This window comes from Variovorax sp. E3, from assembly GCF_016082275.1.
Classification (GTDB): domain Bacteria; phylum Pseudomonadota; class Gammaproteobacteria; order Burkholderiales; family Burkholderiaceae_C; genus Variovorax.
In genome coordinates this window covers 1-4,966 of sequence record NZ_MOWM01000277.1, presented here as the reverse complement: position 1 = coordinate 4,966, position 4,966 = coordinate 1, and the positions used below count along the sequence as shown (strand labels likewise).

The window sequence follows — 4,966 nt, the reverse complement described above, 5'->3', positions numbered from 1 at the left end:
GTCGCGCACGGCGGGGCGGCCGGGTTCCAGGAGCGCGCGGGCCACGAAGCCGGCGTGCGCGAAGGGGTCGCCCACGAGGTCGGTGGGCTCGGGCTGCAGCGCGGCCAATGCATGCGAGGCCTCGGGCGACAGCACTTCGAGCCGGCCGATCACCTCCGACGGATCGCGCGTGGCCGAGCGCAGCAGGCACTCGAACATGTCGAGCCAGCGCTGCACGCTGGCCTCGTCGAACAGGCCGGTGTTGTATTGCGCCTCGACCACCAGCCCGCCTTCGAGCGGCCGCAGGTTCAGGAACAGCTCGAAGTTCTCGTACTGGCGCGCCACCGTGTCCTGCGTGACCGACAGGCCCACGAAGCTGTCGGTGCCGCTGGCCACGTCGGGGTCGACGTTGAACATCACGCTCACCAGCGGCAGCCGGCTGGCGTCGCGCTGCAGCGAGAGCTGGCCGAGCAGCGCGCCGTAGGTCAGCGACTGGTGCTCGAAGGCGTCGAGCACGGCGGTGCTGCATTCGCCCATGAGCGCATCGAAGCGCAGCTGTGCATGCGCGGTCACGCGCAGCGGCAGCAGGTTGACGCAGTGGCCCACCAGGGCGGGCATGTCGCGCGCCAACTGGCCCGAGGCGGGAATGCGACCACGATGTCGTCCTGCCCCGTGAGCCGGTGCAGCGTGGCGACGAAGGCGCCGAGCAGGCCCGCGAACAGGCTGGCGCCGGTCCTGGCGCTGACCGAGCGCATGGCGGTGACGAGGCGGCGGTCGAGCGTGCGCTCGGTGCGCAGCGACGCGAAGGCGCGCACGGCCGGGCGCGGGTGGTCCAGCGGCAGGTCGAGCACGGGCAGCGAGCCGCCGCTGAAGCGCTCGAGCCAGTAGTCCACGTGCCGCTGCATGTCGGGGTGCGCGGCCTCGGCGGCTTCCTCGGCCGCGAAGTCGGCGAAGGCGGGCGCGGCCTTCAGGCGCAGGCCCTGGCCGGTCTGCTCGGTGTACAGGTGGCCCAGCTGCTCGGTGACGACGGCCCACGACCAGCCGTCGCACACCACGTGGTGCGCCGACATGACCAGCTCGTGCTCGGCCTCGCCCAGGCGGTACAGCATGGCCCGAAAGAGCGGCCCCTGCTCGAGCGCGAAGGGCGTGCACACGGCGGCGTTGTGCGCCGACTTGAGCACCTGCTCGCGTGCCTGCGCGTCGAGCGTGCTCAGGTCCTGCATGCCCAGCACGCTGGCCGCCGGCTGGCCGACCAGCATGCAGCTGCCGTCGGGCGAGATGGTGGCGCGCAGCGACTGGTGGCGCGCGACCAGCGCGGCCATGGCCCGGCCCAGCGCAGCGGCGTCGAGCGCGCCGCGCAGGCGCAGCAGCACCGACTCGTTGTAGGCCAGCGAGGCCTCGGGGCTCAGCATCGCGCCGAGCCAGACTTCGCGCTGCGACTCGGTGGTCGGAATGACGCATTCGATGATGCCGCCGATGGCGGCGCCCGTTCCAGTGTCGGTCTCGGGGCGAAGGACGGCGTTCATGCTGCGGCCTTTCCATTGACGTGGTGGGCCGTGGCCTGCTGGCCGCCGGCTTGCGTGTCGGGCACGTACCAGAAGGGCTGGCCGTCGACGTCGCGCGCGAGCACCGTGCCTTCCTCGCCGGGCTTGCGCACGTCGAAGGGGGTGACGACCGCGGCGCGGCGCGGCAGGAAGCCCGACTCCTGCATCTCGGCCACCGACTCCTTGAAGGCGCGCTGGATGAAGGCGATGTCCCCGGCGCTGTGCGCGCTGGTGAGGAAGCACGGGAAGTTGTCCAGGATGTGCACGCCGCGGCTGCGCATCATGGCGAACAGCAGGTCTTGCAGCGGGTGGTCTTCGAGCCAGCTCACGCGCCACAGCGACGCGAAGTGGCGGATCTCGATGGGCGCGCCCACCTCCTTGCACCAGGCCGAGAGTTCGCCCGCCATGGTGCCGGTGCTGGCCGTGAGGCCGGCCTGCAGCGCGGGCCCGGCTTCTTTCAGGTGCGTGAGCGAGGCCTTGGCCGCGGCCAGCGCCAGCGGGTGGCGCACGAAGGTGCCGGCGAAGTAGGTCACGCCCACGCCGGGAATCGAGTCGTCGCCGTACTGCCAGGGGCCGCCGTCGAGCGCGTCCATGAATTCGCGCTTGCCCGCGATCACGCCGACGGGAAAGCCGCCGCCGATGACCTTGCCGTAGGTCGCGAGGTCGGCGCGCACGCCGAACAGCTCCTGCGCGCCGCCCAGAGCAGTGCGAAAACCGGTGATGACCTCGTCGAAGATCAGCGCGCAGCCGCTCTTCGCTGTGATCTCGCGCACCTCGCGCAGGAACTCTCGCGGCTGGAAGTCGGGGCGGCGGCTTTGCACCGGCTCGGCCAGCACGGCGGCCAGGTCGTCGGCGTTGTCGCGGATGAAGGCCAGCGCCTCGGGCGTGCCGTAGTCGAGCACGCGGATGTCGCCGAACATGCCGCTCATCACGCCCGGCGCGGCCGACAGGCCCTTGCCGCCCTTGCCGGCGCGCACCAGCACTTCGTCGAAGGTGCCGTGGTAGGAGCCGGTGAACACCACCACCGTGCTGCGGCCGGTGACGGTGCGCGCGATGCGCAGCGCGGCCATCACGGCCTCGGAGCCGGTGTTGCACAGGCCGGCGCGGTCGCAGCCCGTGAGTTCGCAGATCAGCGCCGTGACCTCGGCGGCCAGCGGGTGCTGCGGGCCGATTTCGTAGCCGTCGTCGAGCTGCTTGCGCACCGCGTCCTGCACGAAGTCGGGCTGCCAGCCGAACATGTTCATGCCGAAGCCGTTGAGCGCGTCGACGTACTCGTTGCCGTCCAGGTCCCACATCCTGGAGCCCTTGGAGCGCTCGATGACGATCTGGTAGGTGATCTCTTTGGTCACCGGGCGAAAGCCGTTGACCACGCGCGGGTCGGCCATGTGCGGGCGGTTGGCTTCGGTGAACTGCTTGCTCTTTTGCGTGCGCTCGACATAGCGGCGAATGAAGGCGGCCAGGCGCGCCTTCTGCCGGCCGCTGGGCTCGGCCGTGCGCTGCGTGTGGATGCGGGCGATGGCGCCGAAGGCCTTGGCGACGTCGTAGCGCTGCGGCTCCTTCGAGGGGGCGGGTTCTTCGGCGGCGGGGGCCGTCGTGAGGGCTGCAACGGTCGGCGCGGGCGCAGCCGGTTGCGCGAGCTGCGTGACCGGTGCCGGCCCCGAACCCGACAGCAAGGCGAGCTGCTGGCGCATCAATTCCATTTGCTGCGCAATGAGCTGGGAGATGGAGCCGGAAGCCGCATTGGCCTGCATCGGGGCGTACATGGTCTGCGTGGAGATCGCAGGCATTGCAGCCACTGCAGCTACCGGTGCGGCTTGCGCCACGGCTGGTGCAGGCGCCGCCTCGGTCGGCAGGCTCTCGCGCAGGAACGCCGAGAGCGTGTCGAAGCTGCGGTAGTTCTCCATCAACTGCCGGAAGCTCAGGGCGACCTTGAAGTGCTTCTTGATCTGCGTGGCCGCCTGGGTCAGCGTGAGCGAATCCAGGCCGAGCTCGCCGAAGGGCGCGTTGCCTTCGGCCTGCGCCATGTCGATGCCGGAGATGTCTTCGAACAAGGCACGCAGGCGCGCATCGATCGGCGGGGTGTTGGACGCGGGAGGCGGGAGAGGCATGGGCGCTGCAGCTGTCACGATCGGCTCCAAAGGAATGGGTGTGGCTGAAGGGGCGGGCAAGACGGCGGTAGAGGCAGACGAAGAGGGGGGCGCGGCGGCGATGTCGACCCAGAAGCGCTTGCGCTCGAACGGATAGGTCGGCAGGCACACGCGCTGCGCACCGGCACGGGTGGACAGACGCTGCAGCTCGATCTCGGCGCCGCAAGTCCACAGGCGGCCGATGGCCAGGCGCAGCGTGCGGGCCTCGTCGGCGGGCTCGCCGTGCAGCAGCGGCACGGCATTGCTCGCGCCGTGCTGGCGCACCAGCGTGGAGAGCGTGTTGCGCGGACCGGCTTCGATGAACAGCGGCTGCGGCGTGTGCGCCATCGCGGCGCGCACGGCCGGCGAGAAATGCACGGTGCCGCGCAGGTGGCGCGCCCAGTAGGCGGGGCTGGTCGCTTCTTGTGCTTCGAGCAGTTGGCCCGTGAGCGTCGAGAAGATGGGCGTCTGCGGCGCGTGCAGTTCGACCTCGCGCACCAGCGCCTCGAAGGGCGCGACGGCGTCGTCCATCATGGCGGAGTGAAAGGCGTGCGAGGTCTGCAGCGCGCGGCAGGCAATGCCTTCGGCCTCCAGCCTGGCCTGCAGCGCGGCGATGGCCTCGAAGGGGCCGGCAGCGACGCAGGCCGTGGGGCCGTTCTCGGCGGCGAGCGACAGCGACGGGCCGAGCTTTTCAAGCAGCGCGGGCGCGCCGATGCGCACCGACAGCATCGCGCCCGCGGGCAGCGCCTGCATGAGCGCGCCGCGCCGCGCCACGAGCCGCGCCGCGTCTTCGAGCCGCATGACACCCGCGAGCACGGCCGCGACGAACTCGCCCACGCTGTGGCCCATGAGCGCCTGCGGACGCACGCCCGTGGCCAGCAGGCACCGCGCCAGCGCGTACTCGATGGTGAAGAGCGCGGGCTGCGTGACGGCGGTGGGCGACAGCGCTTGGCGTCGTCCGAGAACAGGCGCTCGCGCAGGTCGAAATCGGTCGTGCCTTCGAGCGCGTTCAGGCAGTCGTCGAAGGCGGCGGCGAACACCGGGTCGGCTGCGTGCAGCAACTTGCCCATGCCGGCGTACTGCGCGCCCTGGCCCGGGAACATCAGCACCGGCTGCGGCGCGCGCGCGGCGAGGCGGCCGCTGGCGCGCCACGGCGAGTCGGTGGTGCGCAGGGCCGCGATGGCTTGCGACGCATTGGCCGCCACGACCACGCGGCGGAAAGCATGGGCCTTGCGGCCGACCGCGAGGGTGTGGGCCACGTCGGCCAGCGGCAGGCCGGCATGCGCTTCGAGGTGCGCGGCGAGCTGTTCGGCGGCG

The 4,966-nt window shown here is 71.4% G+C and carries 2 protein-coding genes and 1 pseudogene; all 3 read right to left on the bottom strand.

Features of this window, described 5'->3' with window-relative positions; translation table 11 throughout:
* Positions 1–597 (bottom strand): condensation domain-containing protein (locus tag BMG07_RS43765; RefSeq protein ID WP_269759876.1); only part of this gene is annotated, 597 nt, incomplete at its 3' end.
* Positions 549–1,505: a condensation domain-containing protein gene (locus tag BMG07_RS43760; protein WP_269759875.1), complete on the bottom strand. Its 957-nt coding sequence runs from the start codon at positions 1,503–1,505 to the stop codon at positions 549–551. The genes BMG07_RS43765 and BMG07_RS43760, both read right to left, overlap by 49 nt.
* Positions 1,502–4,966: pseudogene (locus BMG07_RS39765) on the bottom strand (aminotransferase class III-fold pyridoxal phosphate-dependent enzyme); the annotation flags it as partial. The pseudogene BMG07_RS39765 and the gene BMG07_RS43760, both read right to left, overlap by 4 nt.

Coding starts and splice junctions, on each gene's coding strand:
- BMG07_RS43760 (WP_269759875.1), bottom strand. CDS start 1,505: ATGAACGCCGTCCTTCGCCCCGAGACCGACACTGGAACGGGCGCCGCC.